Origin of the sequence: Sphingomonas hankookensis (assembly GCF_001619955.1) — a bacterium.
Lineage (GTDB): Bacteria > Pseudomonadota > Alphaproteobacteria > Sphingomonadales > Sphingomonadaceae > Sphingomonas > Sphingomonas hankookensis_A.
Genome location: NZ_LQQO01000006.1, coordinates 42,342 through 67,695, shown reverse-complemented (window position 1 = coordinate 67,695; position 25,354 = coordinate 42,342). Strand labels below are relative to the sequence as shown.

The following is a 25,354-nucleotide window of genomic DNA, read 5'->3' as shown; positions in this document are numbered from 1 at the left end:
CTGCCCGTCGCCTACTATTTCGCCGGGATCTTGGTCCCCAGCAGGACCAGCCGGTCACCGGTAATCCCGAACCAGTGGGGAACGCCCGCCGGGATCAACAGGACGTCGCCCGGTTTCAGCGGCCGGTCGAGCGGATCGACGATCCGGTCGCCCTCGATCAGACCGGGCTGCGTCTGCTTCCCGCCCTCCATCGACTTGCCGGTCCTGAGGGTGCCGGCGCCAGCGATGACGATGGCATATTCCGCCTGATCGGGATGCACCGCCGGTCGGCCCGGCGCCTTCCAATATTCCAGCGCCGCGACCCGTTCCCCGTCGCGGACCACCGGTTCCCACGCAAAGCCTTGGCCGGGCTTCATCGCCTTGCCCATTGCTTCCACGCGGGCGGCGATGTCATTGCCGCTCGCGAAGTCCTGGCCCGTAGTCGGCGCAGCCAAGAGCAGGGCAAGCGGCGCGAGGCGTAGCGCGATGCTCATGCCCGGCCGTCCAGCCGGATGGTGCGGTTTTCGCGTGCCGATCGGTAGATGGCCTCGATGATCCGCATGTCGCGCAATCCTTCCTCACCGGAGACGATCGGGGTCCGACCCGTCGCGACACATTGGGCCAGATGGTCGAGTTGCCCGGCGAATTGCGTCTTTGCCGGGCCGGGCGGCGGCGTGACTTCGCGCTCGCGGCCGTTGCCGACCCACATCCGTTGCCCCGCATAGCCGGTCGCGGGCTCCAGCTCGATCCGGCCCTTGTCGCCCATCAGCAGGATGTGATTGTGGTTGGCGCTGTAGGAGGATTGGCAGCTGCCGATCGCGCCGGAGGGAAATTCCAGCGTCCAGTCGATCATGTCCTCCACATCGGTAAAGCGCGGGTCGCGGCGGTCGGTCGACTCCCGCGCGGTAACCGCCACCGGCTCCTCGCCGGTCATGTAGCGTGCCGCCTGCAGGCTGTAGACGCCCATGTCCATCAGCGACCCGCCGCCCGACAGGGCGCGCTTCAGCCGCCACATCGTCGGGTCGCTTGCCGTGAAGCCGTGTTCCGACCGAATATAACGGATCTTGCCCGCGGCACCGCTCTTCGCCAGTCGCATCGCTTCGAGATTGTACGGCTCGAAATGACAACGATAACCGATCATCAGCTTGCGATCGGCCTTGCGACAGGCGGCGATCATCGCCTCGCATTCGGCGACCGATACCGCCATCGGCTTTTCGCACAGCACATGCTTGCCGGCCTGTGCGGCGCGAATGGTGTATTCGGCATGCATCGCATTGGGCAGGCAGACATACACGATGTCGACCGCCGGATTGTCGCGAATGCGGTCGAAATCGCGGTAGTTGTAGATCGATCCGGCGGGAAGATTGTGCTCGGCGGCGACCTTCTCCGCCTTGGCCCGGTCGCCGCTGACGACCGCCGCCAGCCGGCTGTGTCGGCAGTTGGCGAATTCGGGGATGATCCGGCCCAGGCCGTAATTGCCGAGCCCGACGATGGCATAGCCGAGCGGCCGGTCGCCGGCGGCAAATCCCCGTGTACTCGATGCCAGCGACAGCGCGGCCGCGCTGAGGATCAGATCGCGGCGGGCAAGTTCCATCTCGGCATCTCCAGCGGTTATGCGGGTACGATGGCGCCGGAGCTAGAAGCGAACAAGCTATTTGTCGGATTATACTGTATCGTCGGTAGCGGCGATTTGGGCTGCCGGATCGGTATCGGCGCGCATCCGCCGCTGTTCGGTCAACACCTGCCACCCGGTCAGGAACAGCGCGCCCGCGACCGGTCCGACGACGATCCCGCTCAACCCCATCAGGTCGATCCCGCCCAGCGTCGTCACCAGCACCAGCCAGTCGGGCAGGCCGGTATCGCGCCCGACCAGCACCGGGCGCAGGATATTGTCGGCAAGACCGATGACGAGCACGCCCGACAGGATCACGACGACCCCCTGCCAGATCGCGCCTGTCGCAAGCAGATAGATGGCGACCGGAGTCCAGATCAGCGCCGGCCCGACGGCGGGCAACAGCGCGACGATCGCCATCACCACGCCCCAGAGCAAGGCGGCCGGCAGACCGACGATCCAGAAGGTGATGGCGCCCAGCGCACCCTGCACGAGGGCGACCACGCCGGACCCCTTGATCGTCGCGCGCACGACGGCGACGAACTTGTCGGCCAGCCGCTGCGCCACGCCGGGTTCGAGCGGCAGCGCGCGGACGACGGCAGGGCCGATCCGCTCGCCATCGCGGAGCAGGAAGTAGGTGACGTACAGGCCGACGCCGAAGGCCAGCAGGAACGCCGCGGCGTTCGCGCCGATCGACAGCGCGCTGCGGGCGAGGACGCTGGCGCTGGCGCTGGCGGCCTGCGAAATCTTCAGCTGGGCGCGTTCGAAGCTGCCGAAGCCGGCGCTGTCGATCGCCCGGCGGATTCGTTCGGGCAGGGCGCCATGGACCTGTTCGAAATAGGTCGCGAAGTTGATCTGTCCTGTGCGCAGCTGGCCGTACACGCCCGCTGCCTGATCGATGACCATGCTGACGATGATCATCGCCGGAATGACGACCGCGACCGTGATGATCAGCAGCGTCAGCGCGGCGGCAAGGTTGCGCTGTCCCGGCCGCCAGCGCAGCAGACGCTGAAACAGGGGCTGGAAGAGCAAAGCCGCCAACGCTGCCCATAGCAACGCGCCGATGAAGCTGGAGACGACCAGCGTCAGCGCGACGGTGATCAATGCCAGAAACAGGATGAACCCGCCGGATTCGACGCGTTGACGGACGATTGCCATGCAGGACAGCCTCGGTTTCGTTCAATGCCGGCCGGTCGCCGGGCAGTTTCGTTGCGGGGGCGGAACGCCTCGCCGGCTTCTATGCTCCCTCGGCCGTCGTCGAAAGGGCGAAAACCAGGTGTTCGATTATCGTGTCACCTCCGAACAGCGGGGGCGCGTTCGCCAGTTGGCGACGTGGGCGATGGCCAGAGTGACCGCACCGATCGACGTCACCGCCCTCTCCGCCAGTTCGCTATCGATCGCAAACGCCCCGATCCCCAGCAACGTCAGGCCGAGTGCGGCCACAAGAACCGGCGCTCGGCGGCCGTGGCGAACGACGCCGGACCACATGGCGAGGATGCTGGTCGGCACGGCGATGGCGAAGGCTGCGGCGTGGAAGGATTCCGGAACAGCTAGCATCGTGGCCAGCACGGGCAAGGCGATCAACAGGGTCGGCAGCAAGAGGCAGTGGATCAGGCAGAGCAGCGAGGCTGTGACGGCGAACCCGTCGAGCAGCTTCTGTCTGTGCGGGGCGGAGCGGGGGAGGGTAGGGGAATGGCCGGGCATGGATCGGATCAACCTAATGAGAATGATACAACATATCATTCCCGTCCTGACGGATCGCAAGGGTGCCGCGAAAATATCACTTCGGCACATGCTCTGCAGAAGAGCCGGCCCGTTACTGTTGGAAAGCCCGCCATGATCCCTGCAGCGTGCGCTTCAATCGCGCTGTCGCTGGTGACCCCTACGAGAATCGAACTCGTGTTTTCGCCGTGAGAGGGCGACGTCCTAACCGCTAGACGAAGGGGCCGTTTGCGGGAGGGGCGCTCCTACGCTCCCTTCGACATGGCGTCAAGTTGCCAAAGGTGTCGCGAAATGCGTAATCGACGGTCAGGAAAGTTTCGTTTCGATACGTATACCGTTCAGGAAAGCGAAACCTTTTGATTTCCCATGCTTTGAACCCGGTGAACCATTCATCGCAGGGCAAGCATCATGGCCAAGGCCGTTCCCGTCATCCTCTCGTTGATCCCCCTCGCTGCCGTGATCGGTGCTTGCGTGGCGTGCCCCTGACCCACACACATGTTGCCACATCGCCAACCAAAAAAGGCCGCCGGATCGCTCCGGCGGCCTTTCCTGTTGGTCGTAGCGGCGGGGATCAGCCCTGCGCTTCTTCCGTGTTCGCGTCGTCGCGGGCGATTTCGCCCGGCTCGGCGTTGGGATCGTAATCCTCGGTGAAGCCGGCATCGTCACGCTCGAACATCGAGGCCATGACGTCGACGCCCTGCGCCTGCATCTCGGCTTCTTCCGGCGAGCGGGCGACGTTCACCTTGACGGTGACCGACACTTCCGGGTGGAGCGCGATCTTCACGTCGTGCAGGCCGATCGCCTTGATCGGACGGTCGAGGGCGACCTGCGACTTGTCGACCTTATGGCCGTCGGCGACCAGCGCGTCGACCAGATCGCGAACCGCGACCGAACCGTAGAGCTGACCGGTGTTCGACGACTGACGGATCAGCGTGACCGAAACGCCTTCCAGCGTCTTGGCTTCGGCTTCGGCGTCGGTGCGACGGGCGGCGTTCTCTGCGACGATCCGCTCGCGGTTCGCCTCGAACACCTTCTTGTTGGCTTCGTTGGCGCGCAGCGCCTTCTTGCGCGGCAGGAGGAAGTTACGGGCGAAGCCGTCCTTTACCTTCACCACGTCGCCGATGGCGCCGAGCTTCTCGACGCGTTCCAGCAGAATGACGTCCATGTTGGGCGCTCCTTACTTAACGATGTAGGGCAGCAGGCCCAGATGGCGGGCGCGCTTGATGGCCTGGGCCAGTTCGCGCTGCTTCTTGGCGCTCACCGAGGTGATGCGCGACGGGACGATCTTGCCGCGTTCGGACACGAAGCCCTGCAGCAGACGAACATCCTTGTAGTCGATCCGGGGAGCGTCCTTCGCGGAGAAGGGGCAGCTCTTGCGGCGGCGGAAAAACGGACGTGCCATGGGTGCTGCTCCTTACGCTTCGACTTCGGCCGACGGCTCGCGCTCACGGCGCGGACCACGGTCGTCACGATCACGGCCGCCACGACGGTCGCCACGCTCCGAACGCTCGCTCTTGCGCATCATCACGGTCGGACCTTCTTCATGGGCGTCAACCTTGACGGTCATGAAGCGGATCACGTCTTCGTTGATCTGCGTCTGGCGCTCCAGCTCGGCCACGACGTCGCCCGGCGCGTCGATTTCGAGCATGACGTAATGCGCCTTGCGGTTCTTCGCGATGCGATAGGCGAGGCTGCGCAGGCCCCAGGTCTCGGTCTTCACGACCTTGCCGTTCATGTCCTGAACGATCTTCGTGGCGGTTTCCGCCAGCGCGTCCACCTGCGCCTGTGCCAGATCCTGGCGCGCAAGGAACACGTGCTCGTAGAGAGCCATGTGTCTTTCTCGTCTGTTGGCCGATCGCTGACGCCGCGACCATCGCGAACGCCCCTCCGGCTGTCGTCTTCAAATGCAGTCCGGGGCGACAGGCACTGGTCCCGTCACCCCGGATGCGCATCCCCTTACCCGAATCGGGCGGAAAGGCAAGGTCAGTTGAGGAGCGCGCCGCCGACCACCGCGCCGATCAGCCCGCTGGCGATCGCGATCAGAACTGCGTCGTTGCCCGACTGCACCCACTGATAACCGCGGGGCGGCGCATAGACGCCGCGCTGCCGATAGGCGCGATAGTCGATCTGGCGATAGTTGGGCGCCCGGTTGCGGTCGAACCGCTGGCCGCGCTGCCAGTTCGTATAGCGGGCCGGCTGCTGGCGAACGACGGTCCGGCGGACATTCTGGCCATGGCGGTTCTTTTCGACGACCACGGTCCGGCCGGGGCGTTCCTTGATGACGGTGCGGCTCTGCGCCGATGCGGCCATCGGGGTGGCGAGCAACGATGCGGTCATCGCGGCGAGGATCAGCTTCTTCATCTCACGTCTCCATTGGATTTGCTGTTGGAGCCAAGATGGCGATGCCCTGTAACCGGCGTTTGTCAGCAAAGCCGCGAAATGGTCGCAGTCCGTCGCAACACGCCCCCTTGCGTTCAGCTTGGCCGAAGGACTAGGCCGCGCGGCTTGGATTTGCAGGAGACGTCGGCGATGCGCGCATTCATCTTTCCGGGGCAGGGGAGCCAGTCGGTCGGCATGGGTGCCGCGCTTGCCGCGGCCAGCCCCCACGCCCGCGAAGTGTTCCAGGAAGTCGACGAGGCGCTGGGGCAGCATCTCTTTCGCCTGATGACCGAGGGTCCCGATGCCGACCTGCTGCTGACCGAAAATGCCCAGCCGGCGATCATGGCGAACGCCATCGCGACGTTGCGCGTGCTGGAGCGGGAGGGCGGCATCCGCCTGGCCGACAAGGCCGATTTCGTGGCGGGGCATTCGCTGGGCGAATATACCGCGCTATGTGCCGCCGGTGCGCTGAACCTGTCGACCACCGCGCGGCTGCTGAAGCTGCGCGGGCAGGCGATGCAGGCGGCGGTGCCGGTGGGCGAGGGGGCGATGGCCGCGCTTCTCGGCGCCGATCTGGCCAAGGCGCAGGCGTTGGCAGAGGCGGCGGCCGAGGGTGAAGTCTGCACCGTGGCCAACGACAACGATCCGTCGCAGGTCGTGATCTCGGGCGCGAAGGCGGCGATCGAACGCGCCGTGCCGCTCGCCAAGGACATGGGGATCAAGCGGGCGGTGGTGCTGCCCGTGTCGGCGCCGTTCCATTGCCCGATGATGCAGCCCGCTGCCGATGCGATGGCGGCGGCGCTGGCCGATGTCGCGCTGTCGGCGCCGGTCGTGCCGGTCTATGCCAACGTCACCGCCGCTCCGGTCGCCGATCCGGAGACGATCCGCACGCTGCTGGTCGAGCAGGTGACCGGCATGGTTCGCTGGCGGGAATCGGTGCTGGCGATGCAGGATGCTGGGGTCGGCGACTTCGTCGAACTGGGCGGCAAGGTGCTCGGCGCGATGGTCAAGCGCATCGCGCCGGATGCGACGGCGACCAGCGTGGTGACGATGGCCGATATCGAAGCGCTGGTGGGGCGGTTGTAAATCGGTTCACGCGGAGGCGCGGAGACGCGGAGGAAGTATGGACCTGGAAGCAATCTCCGGTGATGTTGTCGACGTTGCGCTGCGACTGCACCGGGAATTGGGTCCGGGCCTTCTGGAAAGCGTTTACGAGATGCTGTTGGCCGGGCGGCTTGAACAAATGGGGCATTCCGTTGTGCGTCAGCAGCCGATCGACGTCGTGTTTGACGGACAATGCTTCCGCGCGGCTTTCAAGATCGATTTGCTCGTCGCCGGGCGCTTGTTAGTGGAGGTCAAATCGGTGGACCGGCTGGCACCGGTTCATGGCAAACAGCTTCTGACCTATTTGCGACTGACGAAACAGCCCGTAGGGCTGCTCATCAATTTTGGCGGCGAAACGCTCAAGGAGGGGCTACGCCGGATCGTCAACGACTACCGCCCCTCCGCGTCTCCGCGCCTCCGCGTGAACCAATCTTCCGGAGAATGAAATGTTCGACCTAACGGGAATGACCGCCCTTGTGACCGGTGCCAGCGGTGGCCTCGGCTCGGCGATTGCCAAGGGCCTTGCCGCGCAGGGTGCGCGCCTTGCCTTGTCCGGCTCCAATGCTGCCAAGCTGGAGGCGTTCGCCGCCGAACTGGGCGGGGATCATGTGCCGCTGGTGTGCGACCTGTCCGATGGCGCGGCGGTCGATGGGCTGGTGCCGCAGGCGGTGGCGGCGCTCGGGAAGCTCGATATCCTCGTCAACAATGCCGGGGTCACGCGCGACAACCTCGCCATGCGCATGAAGGATGACGAATGGGACCAGGTGATCCGCGTCAACCTCGAAGCCGCGTTCCGGCTGTGCCGTGCCGCCGCCAAGCCGATGATGAAGGCCCGTTTCGGCCGGATCGTCTCGATCACCTCGGTCGTCGGGCAGACCGGCAATCCGGGGCAGGCCAATTATGCTGCGTCGAAGGCGGGACTGGTCGGCATGTCGAAGGCGCTGGCCGCAGAACTCGCCAGCCGCGGCATCACCGTCAACTGCGTCGCGCCCGGTTTCATGTCTTCGGCGATGACCGACGTGCTGCCCGAAGCGCAGAAAACCGCCCTGCTGGGCAAGATTCCGGCCGGGGCGTTGGGCACGGGCGATGACGTCGCCGCTGCGGTCGCCTATCTGGTCAGCCGCGACGCCGGTTACGTGACCGGCCAGACGATCCATGTGAACGGCGGGATGGCGATGGTATGAGCGTGATGCTGATGGCGGCGATGCTGGCCGCGGGCGATGCCAATGTCGTCAAATGCGCGGTCGCCAAGCTGCCCAAGGGCGACCTGGCGAAGATGCAGCAGGGCATGATCGTCGGCGTGCTGGAAGGCAAGAAGCCGACGCCGGCAACGGACGCGCTGGTGAAGGCGACCCGTCGCCATGCCGCGACCTGCCAGCCCGGCACCGGCAAGGCGGACGCGCGCGCGGGTGATATCGTCGTCACCAGCATCGCCGTCGAGGCGCTGGCGTCCGGGCTTTCGGCCAAGGGCGTCGATCCGGTGGCGGTCAACCGCCGCCTGAGCCAGACGCCGCCTGCCGTCCTGAACGCCTTTCTGGCGCGCAAGCAGACGGCCGAGGTCGACGCCTTCATGGAAGGCATGATGAACCTTGCCGGGGCGAAAAAGGCGGATACGCGTGTCCAGCGGCTGATGGGCGGGTACGCCTTCAACGCCGCGACGCTGGCCCGGTTGTTCGCTGCCAAGGGGTAATGCGTCCGCACCGGCGCTCTTGCGCGCGGGCCGGACGCGCTTTAGGGGCGTTCAGGTAAGAAACACCCCGAATGTGAAGAGGGAATGAATATGAGCGAGACCGCCGAACGCGTTAAGAAGATCGTCGTCGAGCATCTCGGCGTCGAAGCGGAAAAGGTTACCGAAGACGCGAGCTTCATCGACGATCTGGGCGCGGACAGCCTCGACATCGTCGAGCTGGTAATGGCGTTCGAGGAAGAATTCGGCGTCGAGATCCCCGACGATGCCGCCGAGAAGATCACGACCGTCAAGGACGCGATCACCTATATCGACGAGCACAAGGGCTGATCCGGCCGGGGCGGCCCCGCCGCCCTGCCGATTGCCATGATTTCACGGCCCCCCGTCCCGGCGAAAAGCCATGGGCGGGGGGTCGTTCGTTACGTATCTGAACGGAGAGAATGCCATGCGCCGCGTAGTCGTGACCGGCCTCGGCCTCGTGACCCCGCTGGGTGCCGAGGTGGAAACCGCCTGGAAGAACCTGATCGCCGGCAAGTCGGGCGCGGGTCCGATCACGCATTTCGATGCGTCGAACCAGAAGTGCCAGATCGCGTGCGAGGTGAAGCCGGCGGACCATGAATATGGCTTCGATCCGAACAAGCGGGTCGATCACAAGATCCAGCGGCAGGTCGATCCGTTCATCATCTATGGCATCGATGCCGCCGGGCAGGCGCTGGAAGATGCCGGCCTGACCGAGATGGACGAGGCGACGAAGCTGCGCGCCGGCGTGTCGATCGGTTCGGGTATCGGCGGCCTGCCGGGGATCGAGATCGAGTCGGTCAACCTGCACGAACGTGGTCCGGGTCGGGTCAGCCCGCATTTCGTGCATGGCCGGCTCATCAACCTGATCAGCGGGCAGGTGTCGATCAAGTACGGGCTGATGGGTCCGAACCATGCGGTCGTGACGGCGTGCTCGACCGGTGCGCATTCGATCGGCGATGCCGCGCGGATGATCCGCGACGACGATGCCGACATCATGCTGGCGGGCGGCGCGGAAAGCACCGTCAACCCGCTGGGCGTCGCCGGCTTTGCGCAGGCGCGGGCGCTCAACATGAGCATGAACGACCGTCCGACCGAAGCCAGCCGCCCCTATGACAAGGATCGCGACGGCTTTGTGATGGGCGAGGGCGCCGGCGTCATCGTGCTCGAGGAATATGAGCACGCCAAGGCGCGCGGCGCGAAAATTTATGCCGAGGTCGTCGGCTACGGCCTGTCGGGCGATGCCTATCACGTCACCGCGCCGCATCCCGAGGGCAAGGGTGCCGAGAATGCGATGCGCATGGCGCTGCGCAAGGCGGGCATGGAACCGAGCGACATCGATTACATCAACGCGCACGGCACCTCGACCATGGCGGACACAATCGAACTCGCCGCCGCCAAGCGCGTGTTCGGCAACGATCTGTCGGGTGCGTCGATGTCGAGCACCAAGTCGGCGATCGGCCATCTGCTGGGCGGTGCCGGTGCGGTCGAGAGCATCTTCTGCATTCTCGCGCTGCGCGACCAGATCGTGCCGCCGACGCTGAACCTCCACAATCCCGACGAGGGGACCGAGGGTGTCGATCTGGTGCCGCTGGTCGCGAAGAAGCGGCAGGTGCGCGCGGTGCTGAACAACTCGTTCGGTTTCGGCGGCACCAATGCGTCGCTGGTGATGAAGGCGATCTGACGCGATGCGCCGGATCGGATGCCTTGGCCTGATCCTCGGACTGCTTGCCATTGGCGGGCTGTTCCTGGTGATGCAGAGCTGGGGCGGGGCCGGTCCGGCGGAGCGCACGCTGACGGTGACGGTGCCGCAGGGGGCGAGCCTCGCCTCCGCCGCCGAGCAGCTGGAAGAGGCTGGCGCTATCAGCTCGGCCAGCCGCTTCCGCCTGCTCGCGCGGTTCCTTGGCAGCGACGATCCGATCCGCGCCGGGGAGTATCGTATCCCCAAGGGGCTGAGCCAGGCGGATGTGCTGAAGCTGCTGCAGGGCGGTCGCACGCTGCAGCGCTTCGTGATGGTGCCAGAGGGCTGGCCCTCGATCCTGGTGCAGGAAGCGGTGGCGAAGGCGCCGCAGATGGAGGGCACCGCGCCGCTGCCGGCCGAGGGCAGCATCCTTCCCGACAGCTACAGCTATGAACGCGACGGCGACCGCGCGGCGCTGGTCAAGCGGATGCAGATGGCGATGGACCGCTACCTCGCCGCGGCATGGAAGAAGCGCAAACCCACGACCGTCGTGAAGTCGCCGCGCGAGGCGCTCATCCTCGCCTCGATCGTCGAGAAGGAAACCGGCAAGGCTTCGGAGCGCCGCATGGTCGCGGCGGTTTACTCGAACCGTCTTCGCAACGGTATGCGGTTGCAGGCCGATCCGACCGTTATCTACCCGATTACCAAGGGAAAACCGCTTGGCCGGCGCATCCGCAAGTCGGAGTTGCAGGCGAAGAACGGGTACAACACCTATGCGTCGGCGGGGTTACCGGTCGGGCCGATCGCCAATCCGGGCAAGGCGTCGATCGATGCGGTGCTCGATCCGGCGGAGACCAAGGCGCTGTATTTCGTCGCCGACGGCACCGGTGGGCATGTGTTTGCCGAGACGCTGGCCGAGCATAACGCGAACGTGAAGAAGTGGTACGACATCCGCCGGGCGCGGGGCGAGATGTAACCTTGTATGTCCTCCCCATTCATGGGGAGGGGGACCATGCGCAGCATGGTCGAAGGGGAGTGCCGCACACGCAACGACCGCTCGCGGCAACGCCCCTCCACCAGCTTCGCTGGTCCCCCTCCCCGCGGAGCGGGGAGGATCTTATGCCTTTAGACCCGCTGCGGCATGCGCCCGCGTTTCGGTTTCGGCGTGGGTTGCGCCGACGATCCAGCTGCCGCCGACGCAGAGCACCGGATCGAACGCCAGCCATTCGGGCGCGCTGGCTTCGGTGATGCCGCCGGTCGGGCAGAACTTCGCCTGGTAGAAGGGCGCGGCGAGCGCCTTCAGCGCCTTCAGGCCGCCCGATGCTTCGGCCGGGAAGAACTTGAAATGGGTGAGGCCCAGGTCGAGGCCGCGCATGATGTCGCCGGCATTGGCGATGCCCGGCAGGAACGGCACGCGGCTGTCGATGATCGGGCGCGCAATCGTTTCGGTGAGGCCGGGCGAGACGATGAATTCCGACCCCGCGTCCATCGCCTGCTTGAACTGTTCGGCGCTGACGACGGTGCCGGCACCGACGATCGCGCCCTCGACGTTCTTCATTTCGGCAATGGCTTCGAGTGCGGCGGGGGTGCGTAGCGTCACCTCCAGCACGCGCAGGCCGCCCTTTACCAGCGCCTCCGCCATCGGGCGGGCTTGCGCCGCGTCATGGACGACGAGGACCGGGATGACCGGGCTGGTCTGCATGATGTCGGAAATGGTGACGGTCATCGTGCGTGCTCCTGCGCAAAGGCGGCGGCGGCCCCGAACAGGCCGGGCTGGGGATGGGTGATGAGTTTGACGGGGATGCCGGCCATCAGCGTCTGGAACCGGCCCTTCGACGTGAAGCGCGTACCGAAACCCGATTCGAGCAGATGGTCCTTCAACCGCAGGCCGAGGCCGCCGGCGATCACCACCGCCTTCGCTCCCTGCGCCAGCGCAAGGTCGCCGGCAACGGCCCCGAGCGTCAGGCAGAAGCGGTCGAGCGCGGCGACGGCGATACTGTCGGTGCCCTCCAGCGCGGCGGCCCAGATCGTCTTGTCGTCGCTATGGGCCAGCGAGACGCCTTCGATCTCCGCCAGCGTTTCATACCATGCGACGATCGACGGACCGGCACAGGCACGTTCGTTCGACCCGCGACCATGGGCACGGCGCAGCCGCTTGAGCAGCGCATCCTCGATCCCGTCGAGCGGTGCGAAGTCCTGATGCCCGCCTTCGGTTTCGAGGACGTGATAGCGATCGGCGGCGCGCAGCAGCTGGGCGACGCCAAGGCCGGTGCCGGGGCCGCAGATGGTGACGACGCCCCGGTCAGGCAGCGGGCCTTCGGGGCCGCAGAGATGGATGAAATCCTCGTCCGCCACCTGTGCGACGGCATGGCCGACCGCGCCGAAGTCGTTTATGATCGTCCAGGTTTCGACGCCCAACCGCTCCTGCATCAGCGGCGGGCGGATGATCCAGGGGTTGTTGGTGAACTTGATCAGCGTGTCGTTGACCGGAGAGGCGACGGCAAGGCTGGCGGCCTTGGGCAGCGGGCGGCCAAGATCGCGTTCGAAGGCGCGCCATGCCAGTTGGAGGCTGCCATGTTCGGCAACCTTCTGCGTGATCGGTTCGCCCAGATGGACGACCTGGCCGTTCTCGACCTCGGCGATCGCGAAGCGGGCGTGCGTTCCGCCGATATCTACCGCAACGACTTCCATGACCTCTCCTTATAGCCCGAAAGCGTATCCCCGCGAAGGCGGGGATCCAGAGTTATGCAGGTTCACGCCTGTAACTCTGGACCCCCGCCTGCGCGGGGGTACGTCATAATATGGTCGGCTGTTACAGCCCCGCCGCGGCCAGCATCGCCGATCCGCCGGCTTCCGCCTCGCTCGCGCCCTGCCGCATCATTGCGAAGATTTCGCGACCGGTGCCATCCGCCGCCGGCGGGACGGGTGCGTGTTCACGCGCGTCCCATTCGTCCGCCGGGACCAGTGCCTGCAGCGTGTTGGCATTGGCGTCGAGACGGATCACGTCACCGTCACGCAGCTTGCCGATCGGACCGCCGCCCAGCGCTTCGGGCGACAGGTGGATCGCGGCCGGCACCTTGCCCGACGCGCCCGACATGCGTCCATCGGTGACCAGCGCCACGCGGAAGCCGCGATTTTGCAGCACGCCCAGCGGCGGGGTCAGCTTGTGCAGTTCGGGCATGCCGTTGGCCTTAGGACCCTGATGCCGGACGACGACCACGACGTCGCGGTCGAGTTCGCCGGCCTTGAACGCCGCCTGCACCGCTGCCTGATCGCTGAACACGCGGCAGGGCGCTTCGATGACCCAGCGATCGGGATCGACCGCCGACACCTTGATACAGGCGCGGCCGATATTGCCCTGCAGGATGCGGAAGCCGCCTTCGTGCGAGAAGGGCGCGTCGATGGTACGGACGATGGTGTCGTCGCCGCTCGTCGCGGCGTGATCCTTCCAGACGAGCTGGTCGTTCTCGATCGTCGACTGGCGGCCATAGGCGGCCATGCCGTCCTTCGCGATGGTCAGGACGTCGTCATGGAGCAGTCCGCCGCGCAGCAGCTCGCGGATGACGAAGGAAGGGCCGCCGGCATCCTCGAACCCGTTCACATCGGCCGATCCGTTGGGATAGACGCGGGTGAGCAGCGGCACGACGTCGCTCAGACGGTTGAAATCGTCCCAATCGATGATGATCCCGGCCGAACGCGCGATGGCGGGCAGGTGGATCAGGTGGTTGGTCGAGCCGCCGGTCGCGAGCAGCACGATGGCGGCGTTCACGATCGCCTTCTCATCGACCACCCGCCCGATCGGACGATAATCGTCGCCGTCCCAGCCGACTTCGGCCAGACGGTGCACGGCGTAGCGGGTCAGTTCCTGACGACGCTTCGTACCCGGATTGGCGAAGGCGGCGTCGGGGACATGCAGGCCCATCGCCTCGACCATCATCTGGTTCGAATTGGCGGTGCCGTAGAAGGTGCAGGTGCCCTTGCCATGATAGGCGGCGATTTCGGCGTCGAGCAGTTCCTCGCGGCCGACTTTCCCTTCGGCATAGGCTTCGCGGACCGCTGCCTTCTGCTTGTTGGGGATGCCCGAGCGCATCGGACCGCCGGGGATCAGTACCATCGGCAGATGGCCGAAGCGCAGCGCGCCCATCAGCAGGCCGGGTACGATCTTGTCGCAGATGCCGAGCAGCGCGGCACCCTCGAACGTGCCGTGGCTGAGCGCCACCGCGGTCGACAGCGCGATGGTGTCGCGGCTGAACAGCGACAGCTCCATGCCCGGAAAACCCTGCGTCACGCCGTCGCACATCGCCGGCACGCCGCCCGCGACCTGGGCGGTCACGCCCGCTTCGCGCGCCCAGACCTTCATCTGTTCGGGGTAGCGATAATAGGGCGCGTGGGCCGACAGCATGTCGTTATAGGCGGTGACGATGCCGATGTTCATCCGGTTGGCCGGACGCATCGCATCGCGATCCTCGTCAGTGCCGGCATAGGCGTGCGCGAGGTTCGCGCAGCCCAGCATCGGGCGATCGACGCCGCTCTCACGCTCCCGATCGATCAGCGCGAGATAGGCGGCGCGCTTTTCGCGCGACGCTTCGATGATGCGGTCGGTGACGGCGGCGATTGCGGCGTTGAGGGCCATCATGCGCTCCAGTGGATATCGACGGGAAGTTCGACTTCGGCCAGCACGCGGCCGATCGGGTAGGAAGAGGACGCGCCCTGATCGATCGCGCGTTCGAGCACACCCTTCTTTTCGTCTCCGGTGATGGCAATCATCAGCGCGCGCGCCGAGGCGATCGCGGCATGGCTGAGGGTCACGCGGGCGACGGGGGCTTCGGGCGGCAGCGGGTCGGGCATGACGCCCAGCGCGCGGCGTTCCTTCGGCCCGGTCAGCGCCTCGGTCAGGTCGGGGCCGGGGAAGATCGAGGCGGTATGGCCATCGGCACCCATGCCGAGCAGGCAGAGGTCGAGCGGCCAGTGCAGGTCCTGCAACCGCGCATCCGCCGCGCGGCCGGCAGCCTTGTAATCCGCTGCCTTTTCGGCGGTCAGCGGGATGACCCGCGCGCCCTTGGGCAGGAAGATTTTGGCGAGGCCGGTAACGTTCGACAGCGCGTCGCCCATCGGCACGATGCGGTCGTCGGTGGGGACGATCGTCACCCGCTTCCAGTCCAGCTTGGCCTTGACCAGCTTGTCATAGATCGGGGCGGGGGTGCGACCGCCGGCCAGCGCGATCACTGCCGCGCCGCGTGCGTCGATCGCCGATTCGATGATGAACTGGATGTCGCCGGCCAATGCTTCGGCAAATTCGGCGGGTTCGTCATATTCCCACCATTCGATCTCGGTCATGTATCTCTTATCCTGCAAAAAACCGTTTAGTTCGAGCTTGTCGAGAACTGCTTCTCGACGGGCACATCTCGACAGGCTCGATGCTGCTCGAAGTAAACGGAGAGACTGAAAGGGGGAGCGCGTCAGCGGCTCACTCGTTCCACGTCACCCCGTCGCGTTCGGTCAGCGCGACGCTGGCATTCGGTCCCCAGCTGCCCGAGGCATAGCCCTTGGGCTTGGTGCCGTTGGCCTTCCACCCGTCGCGGATCGCGTCGACCCAGGTCCACTGCGCCTCCACTTCGTCGCGGCGGACGAACAGCGTCGGGTCGCCCTCGATCAGGTCGAGCAGGAGGCGTTCATACGCGATGCGGCGGCGGGTGCCGGCAAAGGCGGTGGTCAGCGACAGGTCGAGCGGCACTTCGCGCAGGCGCACGCCGTCGCGGTCGAGGCCGGGTTCCTTGGCCATCACCAGCAGGCGGACATATTCCTCCGGCTGGAGGCGGATGACGAGGGTGTTGGGCTGCAACTGCCCGCCGCGATCGGCGAAGATCGAATGCGGCACCGGCTTGAACTGGATCGAGATTTCCGAATGGCGGTCGGTCATCCGCTTGCCGGTGCGCAGGTAAAAGGGCACGCCCTGCCAGCGCCAGTTGTCGACATGCGCCTTTACCGCGACGAAGGTTTCGGTGTCGGATTCCTTACCCAGCTCCTCGTCATAGCCGCGAACGATCTCCCCCTTTACCGCGCCGGCGTCATACTGGCCGGTGACGGTGTGGGTGTTTACCTCTTCGGGGCCGATCATCCGCAGCGAGCGCAGGACCTTGACCTTTTCGTCGCGGATCGAGGTGCCGTCGAAGCGGGCGGGCGGCTCCATCGCGATCAGCGCGACGAGTTGCAGGACGTGGTTCTGGACCATGTCGCGCAGCGCGCCGACCTCGTCATAATAGCCCGCGCGCCCTTCTAGGCCGACGGTTTCCGCAATGGTGATCTGGACATTGTCGATGCCGCGGGCGTTCCACACCGGTTCGAACATCGCATTGCCGAAACGCAGCGCGAGAATGTTCTGGACGGTTTCCTTGCCCAGATAATGATCGATCCGGTAGGTCCGCTCCTCCGGGAAGGCGGCGGCGACGAGGTCGTTGATTTCCTGGCTGGACTTCAGGTCCTTGCCCAGCGGCTTTTCGAGGCTGATGCGGACCTTGGGGCCGGCGAGGCCGGCGCTCTTCAGGCCGGTGATGGTCGGGCCGAACAGCCAGGGCGCGGTCGACAGGAAGATGGCGAGGCCGCCGGAGATGTCGCCGAGCTTCTCGGCCAGCGCCGCGAAACCGTCGACGTTCGACGCGTCGAGCGGCTGGTAGTGCAGGCGGGCGAGGAAGCCCTCGATCGCCGTCTCGTCCTTGCGGTCGTCGGGCAGGAACTGGTCGAGCGCGTGTTTCGCGAAGTCGCGGAAACCGGCATCGTCATGTTCGTGGCGCGCAGTGCCGGTGATGGTCAGCCCGTCGGGGAGCAGGCCGTCGGCATGCAGGCCGTAGAGCGAGGGGAGGAGCATCCGCTGCGACAGATCGCCCGTCGCACCGAACAGCAGCAGCTTCGCTACCGGGTCCCTCGTCATGCCAACTCCTGCTCTTTAATCGTGGTCGTGTGCGCCTCTAGCAGCCTATTTCGCGAACGCGAAGGCGGCATAGGTATGCGGTGCGCAAGGATCGCCCGGATCGTTACGAAATTGCGTTTGCTGCTACAGCGTCAGCCCGGCGGTCTGGTCGAACCCGGCCATCAGGTTGATATTCTGCACCGCAGCACCCGACGCGCCCTTGCCGAGATTGTCGAGCGTCGCGACGAGGCGTGCCTGGCCGGTGTCCTGGTTGCCGAACACGCGCAGCGTCAGGCGGTCGGTGCCGGCATCGGCCTCGATCGGAATCGCGCTGTCGTCGCCGGGCAGGACGCGGACGACCGGCGATTCGCGGTAGGCGTCGTGCAGCGCCTGCTCGATCGCCGACAGGCTGGGGCGGCGGTGGAAGGCGAACAGGGGGAGCGGCACTTCGACCACCATCCCGCGATAGGCGCGCGCGACCGAGGGCTGGAACAGCGGCGGATGGGCGAGGCGGGCGTGGCGCTGCATCTCTGGCACGTGCTTGTGCGCGAGCGACAGGCCGTAGCCGAGCCAGGCGGTGTCGGTCTCGCCATTTTCGAACGCGGCGATCATCGCCTTGCCGCCGCCCGAATAGCCCGACACCGCGTTGACGCTGACCGGCCAGTCGTGGGGCACGAGCCCGGCGCGGACCAGCGGGCGGATGAGCGCGAGGAAGCCGGTCGGGTAGCAGCCCGGATTGGAAACCCGCATCGCCGTCGCGATCGCGCCCGGCTGCGACGGTTCCAGTTCGGCCATGCCGTAGGTCCAGCCATCGGCAACGCGGTGCGCGGTCGACGCGTCGATGACGCGCGTCCGGTCGTTGGCGATCATCGCCACCGCTTCGCGCGCGGCGTCGTCGGGCAGGCAGAGGATGACGAAATCGGCGTCGTTCAGCGCCTCGCGCCGCGCCGTCGCGTCCTTGCGCCGCGTTTCGTCGAGCGTGATGAAGTCGATCTCGGGGCGGTCGCCCAGCCGGTCGGCAATTTCGAGGCCGGTGGTGCCGGCGGCACCGTCGATGAAGACGCGAACGGTCATGCGGGGCGCCTCCGGGCGCGGATGGGGCCGAACCGGTCGAGCGCGGCAAGGGGCTCGCAGCGCACGACGTCATCGACATGGATCACGGTTTCGCCATCGACCAGCAAGGCGACATGGTCGGCGAAGAACAACAGGTCGCCGCGCCGCAGGACGTCGCCTTCCGCCAAGGCCGTGCCGAACGTTTCGGCCTGCAGGTCGAGGAAGCGGGGCGGGGGCGAACCCGCCAGCGAGAAGGCGAGGAAGATCAGGCCGGCGGCATCGACGCCCGCGCCGGACCGTCCGCCCGCCAGGAAGGCGGTGTCGCGCAACCGGAGTGCATGGTCGACCGCATCGCCGGCGTCGTCAGAGAGCCGCTGCAATGCGTCGGCCGCGACATAGCCGCCATCGACTTCGCACCAGTCGTCATTGGCGGAGATGGCAGCGACACGGCTACCCATCGGCAGAGAAGTGGGGAGCGGACGCGCGGTCGAGGCATCGGCGTACAGGGTCGCGTCCCGTGCCACGACAATGTGCGACGCCTCGAACTCGCCGATCAGGCTGTCGCGCGACACGAAGCCGACGCTGCCGTCGATCGGCGAACGGCCCCAGCCATGGGTCGAGGTAAATTCGAGCACGTCGAACGGCTCACCGGGCAAGGCCTGGGACAGGGTAACTCCGTCAACGCTGTCGCTGATCGCAGTGATGCGGCCGATACTGCGACGCGTAGGGACAGCGTAATGGGGGGCGAAGACGCGGTCGGCGAGCCGGATGTCGGCAAGGTCGCGCCGGACCGCGTCGGTGCGGGAATCGATTGCGACCGAGCGGGTGCGCAGCGCGAAGCGGTTACGCGCTGGCGTGTCGCCGGTGATAGTCGCCGACGCCGTCGCCGCCCATGAACTGCCCGAACTCTGCAAGAAAATTTGCCCCTTCGCTGGTCTGCGCAACGAAGATGTTCCGCTTGTCGGCATCGTCGCGTTGCCGGCGGAGATAGCCGAGCGTGCCCAGCCTGTTCAAGGCGCGCGTTACGACCGGCTTGGATACGTTGAGCGCGCGGGCGAGGCCGCGGACGGTATGGGGACCGGGTTGCAGATAGACGATCATCATCAGCGCCATCTGACGATTGGTCAGGTCCGGCTCGCCCGAGCGGACATAATCGACCAGGCCGTCCATCCATTTCTTGAGGGGCATTGTTGGGAACATCGCTGGAACCTAACGTCAGAACAAAGCCGTAGGGCGGGGTCGAAAGATGAACGTCGCAATCGCGCGCTTGGTTTCCCGGTCGATACGATAATGTTACAGACGGAGCGTTGGCGCTCCATTGATCGCGGGCGCGGCCTCGCCTATGTGGCGCCCTTCGCCACCCGCACTCCTTTCTTTCGGAAATGTTCCCCGACCATGTTCACCTTCCTGCTCGTCGTTCATGCGATCATCGCCGCGCTGCTCGTGACGGTGATCCTCATGCAGAAGTCGGAAGGCGGCGGGCTGACCACCGGCGGTAGCCCGTCGGGGCTGATGTCGGCGCGCGGGGCGGCCGATTTCCTGACGCGGGCGACGGCGATCCTGGCGGGGCTGTTCATTGCGATGAGCATCGCGCTGGCGGTGATCGCCGCGAATCGGGGCGGTGGCTCGATCGACACCTCGCTCGCCCGGCCGACGACTCCGCCGCCGGCGGTGAACGGCCCGGCCAATCCGGCGGCCGATCCGGTCGGCAACCTGACCGGCGCACCCGTGGCCGACAACGGCGCCGTCCCGCTGGCGCGCTAAAAAACCCTTTCCATCAACCGGTCCGTCGTATTTCGCGGGCGTGGGGGCAACCTCGCGCTTGGCGGCGATGGCGTTCGACGCTAGGCGATATCTCCCATGGCGCGGTATATCTTCATCACCGGCGGCGTGGTCTCGTCGCTCGGCAAGGGCCTCATGGCGGCCTCTCTCGCAGCTCTCTTGCAGGCGCGCGGCTACAAGGTCCGCATCCGCAAGTTCGATCCTTATCTGAACGTCGATCCGGGCACGATGTCGCCCTACCAGCATGGCGAAGTCTATGTGACTGACGACGGGGCGGAAACCGACCTCGACCTGGGTCACTATGAACGCTTCACCGGCGTCGCGGCGCACCAGTCGGACAATGTGACCTCCGGGCGCATCTACCAGACGATCATCCAGCGCGAACGGCGTGGCGATTATCTGGGCGCGACGGTGCAGGTGGTTCCGCACGTCACGGATGCGATCAAGGCGTTCGCGCAGGCGGATACGGTCGATGACGACGGGCAGGATCTCGACTTCGTGCTGTGCGAGATCGGCGGCACGGTCGGCGATATCGAATCGCTGCCGTTCATCGAGGCGATTCGCCAGTTGAAGAACGAACTCGGCCGGGGCCGGTCGATCAGCATCCACGTGACCCTCGTGCCCTATATCGCGGCAGCGGGCGAACTTAAGACCAAGCCGACCCAGCATTCGGTGCGCGAACTGGCGGCACTGGGCGTGCAGCCTGACGTGCTGGTCTGCCGCTGCGAAAAGCCGCTGCCGGCGAGCGAGCGGGCGAAGATCGCGCTGTTCTGCAACGTGCCGGCCGGTGCGGTCATTCCCGCGCTCGACGCGCCGAGCATCTATGCGGTGCCCGAGCAGTATCATGCCGAAGGACTGGACGCCGAAGTGCTGCGTGCCTTCGGCATCGAGCCGGAGGGCAATCCCGACCTGTCGCGCTGGTCCGATATCATGGACCGGTTGCAGAACCCGGAAGGCGAAGTCACGATCGGCGTGGTCGGCAAATATGTCGGGCTGCAGGATGCGTACAAGTCGCTGAACGAAGCGCTGGTCCATGGCGGCATCGCCAACCGGGTGAAGGTCAAGATCCGCTGGATCGATGCGGAGCTGTTCGAGGGCGATCACGACATGGTCGCCGCCGAGCTGGAGCCGTGTCACGCGATCCTGGTCCCCGGCGCGTTCGGCGAGCGCGGTGCCGAGGGCAAGATCGCCAGCGTCCGCTTCGCGCGCGAGCGCAAGGTGCCCTATTTCGGCATCTGCTTCGGGATGCAGATGGCGTGCATCGAGGGCGTGCGCTCGACCGGCGGCATCGCCAATGCGTCGTCGACCGAGTTCGGCCCGACCGAGCAGCCGGTGGTCGGCATGATCACCGAATGGATGTCGCCCGAGGGTATCCAGAAGCGCGAATCGGACGGCGATCTGGGCGGCACGATGCGGCTGGGCGCCTATGAGGCGACGCTGGCCGGCAATTCGGTGGTCGCATCGATTTATGGCGGGACCACGATCAGCGAGCGGCATCGCCATCGTTACGAGGTGAACACGGCGTACCGCGACATGCTCGAATCGGGTGGGCTGGTATTTTCGGGCATGTCGCCCGACGGGATGCTGCCGGAAATCGTCGAGCGGCCGGACCATCCGTGGTTCGTCGGCGTGCAGTTCCACCCGGAATTGAAGTCCAAGCCGTTCGATCCGCACCCGTTATTCGCGAGCTTTATTGCGGCGGCAGTGAAGCAGTCGCGGTTGGTTTGAGCTGAACCGGTAGTCCCACCCATAGCGTCACCCCGGGCCTGGCCCGGGGTCCCGCTGTTCTTCTTCGGACGGCAAAGAAGAAGCGGGACCCCGGATTAAGTCCGGGGTGACGTCGTGGTGCATGGGAATGTTACCCGGAAATACGAACGGGTGCCCGAACCAGATAGGTCCGGGCGCCCGCCCACGGCGCGCAAGGGAGCAACGCGCCGTAGCGTTCAGGCGGCGTTCGCCGAATCGTCGCCCTTGGCCGCATCGTTGGCAATGACCGGGTGGGCGGTCGCCTCGCCGATCACCACGCGGCGCGGTTTCATCGCGTCGGGTACTTCGCGACGCAGTTCGATGGTCAGCAGGCCATCGGCCAGGTCGGCGCTTTCCACGACGATGAAATCGGCCAGTTCGAAGCGGCGTTCGAAGCTGCGATTGGCGATGCCTAGATGCAGCACCGCGCTCTTCTGCGCATCGGTCTGATCCGCCTTGCGGCCGGAGACGACGAGCAGATTCTGCTGGGCGGTGATGTCCACCTCGTCCCGCTTGAAGCCCGCGACCGCCAGCGTGATGCGGTAGCGATCCTCGGCGACGCGTTCGAGATTGAACGGCGGGTAATTCTCGCCCGTGTTGGCGCGGGTGTTGTTTTCCAGCAGGTCGAACAACCGGTCGAAGCCGATGGTCGAGCGGCGATAGGGGGTGAAATCGAAGGTACGCATGTCAAATCCTCCATGGCGAAGCGAATTGATCGAAGGCGGCATCCAAGGTTGCGATGCCGGTTCGTGAACGGCCCCGGAGGCACCGTTCGTGAACCGATATGGTTCGTGGACGAGCGGCTTCAAGAGGGCCGGTTGCGGAATTTCGAAGGTAGCGAAGGTTACACGAAACGGGGTTTCGGATGCCGCGCGCGGGGAGGGGGAATGTTGGCGGCGAAGGTGACGAACGGCGCATAAGTTGACACCGGCGGGGGCGCGAAGGCCCCGAACGGCAAACGGCCGGACTGTTTCCAGCCCGGCCGCCTGCGTGACGATCGCTCGTCAGCCCCCTTGGTTGCCACCGCTTCTACGCCCCTTCCCCCCTTCCAGGGCGGAGCCGGTTGGCCTCCCCGAACCGTGGCCTGTATTGCCTGCGCTTCGTGGGGACGTCGTAGGATGCCCGCGTTCGTCTGTCACCGGGGTAGCGGCACGTTTGCTACGGTTTTGCTAACCATGTGTCGATTCCGCAACAGCATGGATTGCGGATGCGGCATCGCCTACCTACAGCGCCAACTTCGGCTCGCCTGTCAGGATATCGACCGCCCCTATGCTGCTATCGCGTTACGAGCGGATGATCGCCCGCCGCTATCTGCTCCCCGGTCGGGGGGAGGCGTTCATCGCGCTGGTCGCCTCGATCAGCCTGGTCGCCGTCATGCTGGGCGTCGCCGCGCTCGTGATCGTGATGAGCGTGATGAACGGCTTTCGCGCCGAGCTGTTCGACAAGATCGTCGGGCTGAACGGCCATGCGCTGATCCAGGGGTATAACAACCAGCTGCCCGACTGGCGGACCATCGCGGCGGAGGCGCGGCGGACGCCGGGCGTGACGAGCGCGACGCCGCTGATCGAACAGCCGCTGTTCGCGACCTATAACGGCCGGTCCGAATTCATCCTGATGCGCGGCATGCGGATCGAGGATATTCGCGACAACCCGACGATCCGCGACAATGTGAAGCTGGGGTCGCTGCGGTCGATCACCCCGGGCAGCGGCAATGTGGTGATCGGCAGCCGGCTGGCACAGGCGCTGGGCGTCACCGTTGGCAGCGAGCTGACGATCATCAGCCCGCAGGGGCCGACCACCCCGTTCGGCACGATGATCCGGCAGGTGCCGTACCGCATCGCCGCAATCATCGAGGTCGGGGTGTACGACCTCGACAAGGCCTATGTCATCATGCCGATCGAGGATGCACAGACGCTGCTGCTGAGCGGCGACACGGTCGGGTCGATCGAGCTGGAGACGACCGATCCCGACAAGGTGGAGCAGATCGTCGCCCCGCTGGCGCGCAAGTTCGTGGCGAGCGCGCAGATCGTCGACTGGCGGCAGCTCAACGGCGAGCTGTTCCAGGCGCTGGCGGTCGACCGGATCGTGACGTTCACCGTGCTGTCGATCCTGATCCTGATCGCGGTGTTCAACATCCTGTCGTCGCTGATCATGCTGGTGCGCGCCAAGACGCGCGACATCGCGATCCTGCGCACGATGGGGGCGACCCGCGGCGGTTTGCTGCGCATCTTCATGACGGTCGGCACCACCATCGGCGCGCTGGGCGTGGGGGCGGGGCTGATCCTCGGTTTCGTGTTCCTGGCGTTCCGGCAGCAGATCGTCGGCGGGATCGGCGCGCTGACGGGCATCGACATCTGGGACCCGACGATGCGCTACCTGACCGAATTGCCGTCGAAGGTCGATCCGGTCGAGATCGTCACCATCGCGCTGGTCGCGTTGCTCTTTTCGTTCCTCGCCACGCTGTATCCGGCGTTCAAGGCGGCCAATACCGATCCCGTACAGGTGCTGCGTTATGACTGAGCCGGTTCTAGAAACCCGCAACCTGCGCCGCAGCTTTACCCAGGGCGATGCGACGATCGACGTGCTGCGCGGGGTCGAGCTGACCGTCGCGCCGGGTGAGATCGTCGCGCTGCTGGGGCCGTCGGGGTCGGGCAAGTCGACGCTGTTGCAGGCGGTCGGCCTGCTGGAAGGCGGGTTCGAGGGCGAGATTCTGGTCTGCGGCGAACAGGTCGCGAAGGCGGGGGCCAACCGGCGGACCGAGGTGCGGCGCGACCGGATGGGCTTCATCTATCAGTTCCACCATCTGCTGCCCGATTTCAACGCGCTGGAGAATGTCGTGCTGCCGCAGCTGGTGCGTGGCGCCGAGCGGGGCGAGGCGGATGCGCGGGCGACCGAATTGCTCACCGCGCTGGGCCTGTCGAAGCGGCTGCACCATCGGCCGAGCCAGTTGTCGGGCGGCGAGCAACAGCGGGTCGCGGTGGCGCGCGCGCTGTCCAACCGGCCGGCGCTGGTGCTGGCGGACGAGCCGACCGGCAATCTGGACGAGGCGACCGCCGATGTGGTGTTCGCCGAGTTCCTGCGGCTGGTGCGGGGGCAAGGGTCGGCGGCTTTGGTCGCGACGCATAACGAACGGCTTGCCGCGCGGATGGACCGGGTGGTGCGGCTGCACGACGGGGTGCTGCGATGAGCGACCTGTACGGCCTGCCGGTGCGGACCGCCGATGGGGCGGACACGACGCTGGCGGACTATCGCGGGCAGGTGTTGTTGATCGTCAACGTCGCGTCGAAATGCGGGTTCACGCCGCAATATGTCGGGCTGGAGGCGCTGCATCGCCAATTCGGTCCGCAGGGCTTTGCGGTGCTGGGGTTTCCCTGCAACCAGTTCGGCGGGCAGGAGCCGGGCGATGCGGCGGAGATCGCTTCGTTTTGCTCGCTGACCTATGATGTCAGCTTTCCGGTGTTCGCGAAGGTCGATGTGAACGGGGCCGATGCGGCGCCGCTGTTCCGGGCGCTCAAGAAGGCGGCGCCGGGCGTGCTGGGCAGCGAGGCGGTGAAGTGGAACTTCACCAAGTTTCTGGTCGGGCGGGATGGAAGCGTTACGCGGTTCGCGCCGACGACGAAGCCGGAGGAACTGGAAGGGGCGGTTGTCGCGGCGTTGGGGTAGGCTTGCCGTTTCGGTACTCCC

Annotated in this window: 29 protein-coding genes and 1 tRNA gene; 12 read left to right on the top strand and 18 right to left on the bottom strand. The window is 66.1% G+C overall.

All coding sequences use genetic code 11. The annotated features are described in order from the left end of the window. Window positions 1–14: 14 nt before the first annotated feature. From AVT10_RS05395 to AVT10_RS05355, 9 genes are all read right to left on the bottom strand, one after another. Window positions 15–473: a cupin domain-containing protein gene (locus tag AVT10_RS05395; RefSeq protein ID WP_126013302.1), complete on the bottom strand. Its 459-nt coding sequence runs from the start codon at window positions 471–473 to the stop codon at window positions 15–17. Then, complete coding sequence (locus AVT10_RS05390) at window positions 470–1,573, bottom strand: Gfo/Idh/MocA family protein (protein ID WP_066689157.1); 1,104 nt, start codon at window positions 1,571–1,573, stop codon at window positions 470–472. Before AVT10_RS05390 ends, AVT10_RS05395 begins: the two co-directional genes overlap by 4 nt. A 69-nt stretch (window positions 1,574–1,642) precedes the next feature. Then, window positions 1,643–2,749 (bottom strand): AI-2E family transporter, encoded by a 1,107-nt coding sequence (locus AVT10_RS05385; protein WP_066689155.1) that lies wholly within the window; start codon window positions 2,747–2,749, stop codon window positions 1,643–1,645. Window positions 2,750–2,875: 126 nt separating this feature from the next. After that, window positions 2,876–3,307, bottom strand: a complete 432-nt coding sequence (locus AVT10_RS05380) for a MerC domain-containing protein (protein ID WP_198158504.1) — start codon at window positions 3,305–3,307, stop codon at window positions 2,876–2,878. 157 nt (window positions 3,308–3,464) lie between these two features. After that, a tRNA-Glu gene (locus tag AVT10_RS05375) sits at window positions 3,465–3,539 on the bottom strand. Between the two features lie 345 nt (window positions 3,540–3,884). Next, window positions 3,885–4,478, bottom strand: coding sequence for a 50S ribosomal protein L9 (gene rplI / locus AVT10_RS05370; RefSeq protein WP_066689154.1), 594 nt, complete (start codon window positions 4,476–4,478; stop codon window positions 3,885–3,887). Window positions 4,479–4,490: 12 nt separating this feature from the next. After that, window positions 4,491–4,715: a 30S ribosomal protein S18 gene (gene rpsR / locus AVT10_RS05365; RefSeq protein WP_010543816.1), complete on the bottom strand. Its 225-nt coding sequence runs from the start codon at window positions 4,713–4,715 to the stop codon at window positions 4,491–4,493. Between the two features lie 12 nt (window positions 4,716–4,727). Beyond that, window positions 4,728–5,144 (bottom strand): 30S ribosomal protein S6, encoded by a 417-nt coding sequence (gene rpsF / locus AVT10_RS05360; RefSeq protein WP_066689152.1) that lies wholly within the window; start codon window positions 5,142–5,144, stop codon window positions 4,728–4,730. Window positions 5,145–5,296: 152 nt separating this feature from the next. Beyond that, window positions 5,297–5,674, bottom strand: coding sequence for an RcnB family protein (locus tag AVT10_RS05355; protein ID WP_066689149.1), 378 nt, complete (start codon window positions 5,672–5,674; stop codon window positions 5,297–5,299). 168 nt (window positions 5,675–5,842) lie between these two features. Here AVT10_RS05355 and fabD point away from each other — a divergent pair, with 168 nt between their 5' ends. From fabD to mltG, 7 genes are all read left to right on the top strand, one after another. Continuing rightward, the gene (gene fabD / locus AVT10_RS05350) at window positions 5,843–6,778 is read left to right on the top strand and encodes an ACP S-malonyltransferase (protein ID WP_066689180.1); all 936 of its coding nucleotides are present in this window, start codon (window positions 5,843–5,845) and stop codon (window positions 6,776–6,778) included. Between the two features lie 37 nt (window positions 6,779–6,815). After that, a complete protein-coding gene (locus AVT10_RS05345; protein WP_066689147.1) occupies window positions 6,816–7,241 on the top strand; it encodes a GxxExxY protein in 426 nt (141 codons plus the stop codon). 1 nt (window position 7,242) lies between these two features. Beyond that, the gene (gene fabG, locus AVT10_RS05340) at window positions 7,243–7,980 is read left to right on the top strand and encodes a 3-oxoacyl-[acyl-carrier-protein] reductase (RefSeq protein WP_066689145.1); all 738 of its coding nucleotides are present in this window, start codon (window positions 7,243–7,245) and stop codon (window positions 7,978–7,980) included. Beyond that, window positions 7,977–8,486: a hypothetical protein gene (locus AVT10_RS05335; protein ID WP_066689143.1), complete on the top strand. Its 510-nt coding sequence runs from the start codon at window positions 7,977–7,979 to the stop codon at window positions 8,484–8,486. The genes fabG and AVT10_RS05335 overlap by 4 nt, the downstream gene beginning before the upstream one ends. Before the next feature lie 90 nt (window positions 8,487–8,576). Then, window positions 8,577–8,813, top strand: a complete 237-nt coding sequence (locus AVT10_RS05330) for an acyl carrier protein (protein WP_055760552.1) — start codon at window positions 8,577–8,579, stop codon at window positions 8,811–8,813. A gap of 115 nt (window positions 8,814–8,928) precedes the next feature. Then, the gene (fabF, locus tag AVT10_RS05325) at window positions 8,929–10,185 is read left to right on the top strand and encodes a beta-ketoacyl-ACP synthase II (protein ID WP_066689178.1); all 1,257 of its coding nucleotides are present in this window, start codon (window positions 8,929–8,931) and stop codon (window positions 10,183–10,185) included. A 4-nt stretch (window positions 10,186–10,189) separates the two neighbouring features. Continuing rightward, complete coding sequence (mltG, locus tag AVT10_RS05320; protein WP_066689141.1) at window positions 10,190–11,158, top strand: endolytic transglycosylase MltG; 969 nt, start codon at window positions 10,190–10,192, stop codon at window positions 11,156–11,158. A 141-nt stretch (window positions 11,159–11,299) separates the two neighbouring features. Here mltG and eda read toward each other — a convergent pair whose 3' ends face one another. From eda to AVT10_RS05280, 8 genes are all read right to left on the bottom strand, one after another. Further along, entirely contained in the window at window positions 11,300–11,908 is a 609-nt protein-coding gene (gene eda / locus AVT10_RS05315) for a bifunctional 4-hydroxy-2-oxoglutarate aldolase/2-dehydro-3-deoxy-phosphogluconate aldolase (protein WP_066689139.1), read from the bottom strand. Next, window positions 11,905–12,873 (bottom strand): glucokinase, encoded by a 969-nt coding sequence (locus AVT10_RS05310; RefSeq protein ID WP_066689138.1) that lies wholly within the window; start codon window positions 12,871–12,873, stop codon window positions 11,905–11,907. Before AVT10_RS05310 ends, eda begins: the two co-directional genes overlap by 4 nt. A gap of 121 nt (window positions 12,874–12,994) precedes the next feature. Next, complete coding sequence (gene edd / locus AVT10_RS05305; RefSeq protein WP_198158503.1) at window positions 12,995–14,815, bottom strand: phosphogluconate dehydratase; 1,821 nt, start codon at window positions 14,813–14,815, stop codon at window positions 12,995–12,997. Beyond that, window positions 14,815–15,519: a 6-phosphogluconolactonase gene (gene pgl, locus AVT10_RS05300; protein WP_066689136.1), complete on the bottom strand. Its 705-nt coding sequence runs from the start codon at window positions 15,517–15,519 to the stop codon at window positions 14,815–14,817. The genes edd and pgl overlap by 1 nt, the downstream gene beginning before the upstream one ends. 130 nt (window positions 15,520–15,649) lie before the next feature. Further along, window positions 15,650–17,110: a glucose-6-phosphate dehydrogenase gene (gene zwf, locus AVT10_RS05295; RefSeq protein ID WP_066689135.1), complete on the bottom strand. Its 1,461-nt coding sequence runs from the start codon at window positions 17,108–17,110 to the stop codon at window positions 15,650–15,652. A gap of 123 nt (window positions 17,111–17,233) precedes the next feature. Continuing rightward, window positions 17,234–18,163 (bottom strand): N-acetyl-gamma-glutamyl-phosphate reductase, encoded by a 930-nt coding sequence (gene argC / locus AVT10_RS05290; RefSeq protein ID WP_066689133.1) that lies wholly within the window; start codon window positions 18,161–18,163, stop codon window positions 17,234–17,236. Then, a complete protein-coding gene (locus tag AVT10_RS05285) occupies window positions 18,160–19,056 on the bottom strand; it encodes a C40 family peptidase (RefSeq protein WP_164523839.1) in 897 nt (298 codons plus the stop codon). Before AVT10_RS05285 ends, argC begins: the two co-directional genes overlap by 4 nt. Next, window positions 18,986–19,312 (bottom strand): MarR family transcriptional regulator, encoded by a 327-nt coding sequence (locus tag AVT10_RS05280; protein ID WP_055761039.1) that lies wholly within the window; start codon window positions 19,310–19,312, stop codon window positions 18,986–18,988. Before AVT10_RS05280 ends, AVT10_RS05285 begins: the two co-directional genes overlap by 71 nt. 225 nt (window positions 19,313–19,537) lie before the next feature. Between AVT10_RS05280 and secG the strand changes: the two genes are divergently transcribed. Then, window positions 19,538–19,906, top strand: a complete 369-nt coding sequence (gene secG / locus AVT10_RS05275; RefSeq protein WP_066689130.1) for a preprotein translocase subunit SecG — start codon at window positions 19,538–19,540, stop codon at window positions 19,904–19,906. Between the two features lie 96 nt (window positions 19,907–20,002). Continuing rightward, window positions 20,003–21,652: a CTP synthase gene (locus AVT10_RS05270; protein WP_066689128.1), complete on the top strand. Its 1,650-nt coding sequence runs from the start codon at window positions 20,003–20,005 to the stop codon at window positions 21,650–21,652. Window positions 21,653–21,867: 215 nt separating this feature from the next. Here the strand turns inward: AVT10_RS05270 and AVT10_RS05265 are convergent, their stop codons facing one another. Continuing rightward, a complete protein-coding gene (locus tag AVT10_RS05265; protein WP_066689127.1) occupies window positions 21,868–22,356 on the bottom strand; it encodes an Hsp20 family protein in 489 nt (162 codons plus the stop codon). A gap of 583 nt (window positions 22,357–22,939) precedes the next feature. Here AVT10_RS05265 and AVT10_RS05260 point away from each other — a divergent pair. From AVT10_RS05260 to AVT10_RS05250, 3 genes are read left to right on the top strand one after another with little or no spacing between them, the layout of a single operon-like run. Continuing rightward, window positions 22,940–24,190 (top strand): lipoprotein-releasing ABC transporter permease subunit, encoded by a 1,251-nt coding sequence (locus AVT10_RS05260; protein ID WP_066689126.1) that lies wholly within the window; start codon window positions 22,940–22,942, stop codon window positions 24,188–24,190. Continuing rightward, window positions 24,183–24,857: an ABC transporter ATP-binding protein gene (locus tag AVT10_RS05255; protein WP_066689125.1), complete on the top strand. Its 675-nt coding sequence runs from the start codon at window positions 24,183–24,185 to the stop codon at window positions 24,855–24,857. The genes AVT10_RS05260 and AVT10_RS05255 overlap by 8 nt, the downstream gene beginning before the upstream one ends. Next, window positions 24,854–25,333 (top strand): glutathione peroxidase, encoded by a 480-nt coding sequence (locus AVT10_RS05250; RefSeq protein WP_066689124.1) that lies wholly within the window; start codon window positions 24,854–24,856, stop codon window positions 25,331–25,333. The genes AVT10_RS05255 and AVT10_RS05250 overlap by 4 nt, the downstream gene beginning before the upstream one ends. Window positions 25,334–25,354: the final 21 nt, after the last annotated feature.

Excerpts from the sequence above, each read along its gene's own strand:
- AVT10_RS05395 (WP_126013302.1), bottom strand. The coding sequence starts at position 473 with ATGAGCATCGCGCTACGCCTCGCGCCGCTTGCCCTGCTCTTGGCTGCG.
- AVT10_RS05390 (WP_066689157.1), bottom strand. The coding sequence starts at position 1,573 with ATGGAACTTGCCCGCCGCGATCTGATCCTCAGCGCGGCCGCGCTGTCG.
- AVT10_RS05385 (WP_066689155.1), bottom strand. The coding sequence starts at position 2,749 with ATGGCAATCGTCCGTCAACGCGTCGAATCCGGCGGGTTCATCCTGTTT.
- rplI (WP_066689154.1), bottom strand. The coding sequence starts at position 4,478 with ATGGACGTCATTCTGCTGGAACGCGTCGAGAAGCTCGGCGCCATCGGC.
- rpsR (WP_010543816.1), bottom strand. The coding sequence starts at position 4,715 with ATGGCACGTCCGTTTTTCCGCCGCCGCAAGAGCTGCCCCTTCTCCGCG.
- rpsF (WP_066689152.1), bottom strand. The coding sequence starts at position 5,144 with ATGGCTCTCTACGAGCACGTGTTCCTTGCGCGCCAGGATCTGGCACAG.
- AVT10_RS05355 (WP_066689149.1), bottom strand. The coding sequence starts at position 5,674 with ATGAAGAAGCTGATCCTCGCCGCGATGACCGCATCGTTGCTCGCCACC.
- fabD (WP_066689180.1), top strand. The coding sequence starts at position 5,843 with ATGCGCGCATTCATCTTTCCGGGGCAGGGGAGCCAGTCGGTCGGCATG.
- AVT10_RS05345 (WP_066689147.1), top strand. The coding sequence starts at position 6,816 with ATGGACCTGGAAGCAATCTCCGGTGATGTTGTCGACGTTGCGCTGCGA.
- fabG (WP_066689145.1), top strand. The coding sequence starts at position 7,243 with ATGTTCGACCTAACGGGAATGACCGCCCTTGTGACCGGTGCCAGCGGT.
- AVT10_RS05335 (WP_066689143.1), top strand. The coding sequence starts at position 7,977 with ATGAGCGTGATGCTGATGGCGGCGATGCTGGCCGCGGGCGATGCCAAT.
- AVT10_RS05330 (WP_055760552.1), top strand. The coding sequence starts at position 8,577 with ATGAGCGAGACCGCCGAACGCGTTAAGAAGATCGTCGTCGAGCATCTC.
- fabF (WP_066689178.1), top strand. The coding sequence starts at position 8,929 with ATGCGCCGCGTAGTCGTGACCGGCCTCGGCCTCGTGACCCCGCTGGGT.
- mltG (WP_066689141.1), top strand. The coding sequence starts at position 10,190 with ATGCGCCGGATCGGATGCCTTGGCCTGATCCTCGGACTGCTTGCCATT.
- eda (WP_066689139.1), bottom strand. The coding sequence starts at position 11,908 with ATGACCGTCACCATTTCCGACATCATGCAGACCAGCCCGGTCATCCCG.
- AVT10_RS05310 (WP_066689138.1), bottom strand. The coding sequence starts at position 12,873 with ATGGAAGTCGTTGCGGTAGATATCGGCGGAACGCACGCCCGCTTCGCG.
- edd (WP_198158503.1), bottom strand. The coding sequence starts at position 14,815 with ATGGCCCTCAACGCCGCAATCGCCGCCGTCACCGACCGCATCATCGAA.
- pgl (WP_066689136.1), bottom strand. The coding sequence starts at position 15,519 with ATGACCGAGATCGAATGGTGGGAATATGACGAACCCGCCGAATTTGCC.
- zwf (WP_066689135.1), bottom strand. The coding sequence starts at position 17,110 with ATGACGAGGGACCCGGTAGCGAAGCTGCTGCTGTTCGGTGCGACGGGC.
- argC (WP_066689133.1), bottom strand. The coding sequence starts at position 18,163 with ATGACCGTTCGCGTCTTCATCGACGGTGCCGCCGGCACCACCGGCCTC.
- AVT10_RS05280 (WP_055761039.1), bottom strand. The coding sequence starts at position 19,312 with ATGGACGGCCTGGTCGATTATGTCCGCTCGGGCGAGCCGGACCTGACC.
- secG (WP_066689130.1), top strand. The coding sequence starts at position 19,538 with ATGTTCACCTTCCTGCTCGTCGTTCATGCGATCATCGCCGCGCTGCTC.
- AVT10_RS05270 (WP_066689128.1), top strand. The coding sequence starts at position 20,003 with ATGGCGCGGTATATCTTCATCACCGGCGGCGTGGTCTCGTCGCTCGGC.
- AVT10_RS05265 (WP_066689127.1), bottom strand. The coding sequence starts at position 22,356 with ATGCGTACCTTCGATTTCACCCCCTATCGCCGCTCGACCATCGGCTTC.
- AVT10_RS05260 (WP_066689126.1), top strand. The coding sequence starts at position 22,940 with ATGCTGCTATCGCGTTACGAGCGGATGATCGCCCGCCGCTATCTGCTC.
- AVT10_RS05255 (WP_066689125.1), top strand. The coding sequence starts at position 24,183 with ATGACTGAGCCGGTTCTAGAAACCCGCAACCTGCGCCGCAGCTTTACC.
- AVT10_RS05250 (WP_066689124.1), top strand. The coding sequence starts at position 24,854 with ATGAGCGACCTGTACGGCCTGCCGGTGCGGACCGCCGATGGGGCGGAC.